The 601-nt window shown below is 69.4% G+C and carries 1 protein-coding gene; it reads left to right on the forward strand.

Features of this window, described 5'->3' with window-relative positions:
- A partial coding sequence (locus ADK67_RS52390) for a VMAP-C domain-containing protein (RefSeq protein WP_197289380.1) occupies positions 1-558 on the forward strand: 558 nt, incomplete at its 5' end.
- Positions 559-601 lie beyond the last annotated feature (43 nt).

Genomic DNA, 601 nt, shown 5'->3' on the forward strand with positions numbered 1-601 from the left:
GTGGAGTTCTGGCCGAAGGCCTCTCCCTCGGACGTGAGCGTGCCGTTGGCGGTCGACCACCCCGTGCTGGTGCGGAGCTTGGAGCGGACGCGGGCGCAGCGGTACTGGCTGGTGTGGAAGCAGCGCTGGAACGCCATCTCGGCCGAGGCGGCGCGCCCGTACTGGAGCCGGACCAACGGCGGGTGGGACCTCACCGGGATGGCGGTCGACCTGAGCGACACCTCGATCGTGTCACTGGTGCTCAGCGAACCGCCGGGCGACCGTCGCGGTCGGGCGTGGCACGAGGCGGCGATGGCGTTCCGGGCCGGGATCCCGATCATCGTCTGGGACCGTGAGGACTGCTCCACCGGTCACTTCCACGACGCCGTGACGGAGTTGTTCGCGGCGGGCGAGGTCCGTCGGTTGCCGGATCGGTTGGCCCGGTTGCGCCGGGAAGCACTGCTGACGAATGAGTCAGATGGGCCGCACGCGGGCCGAAGCCTTGCCGTACTCTGGGATGACGCAGAGCGTCTACCGGAACCCCTGACCTCTGGGTGGGGTTCGCAGGGAGGTATCTGATGCCCAGTGGGCGCGCCCCCGATACCAGACGCACAGCGGTTAC

It is taken from the genome of Saccharothrix sp. NRRL B-16348 (genome assembly GCF_001280085.1).
Taxonomy (GTDB): domain Bacteria; phylum Actinomycetota; class Actinomycetes; order Mycobacteriales; family Pseudonocardiaceae; genus Actinosynnema.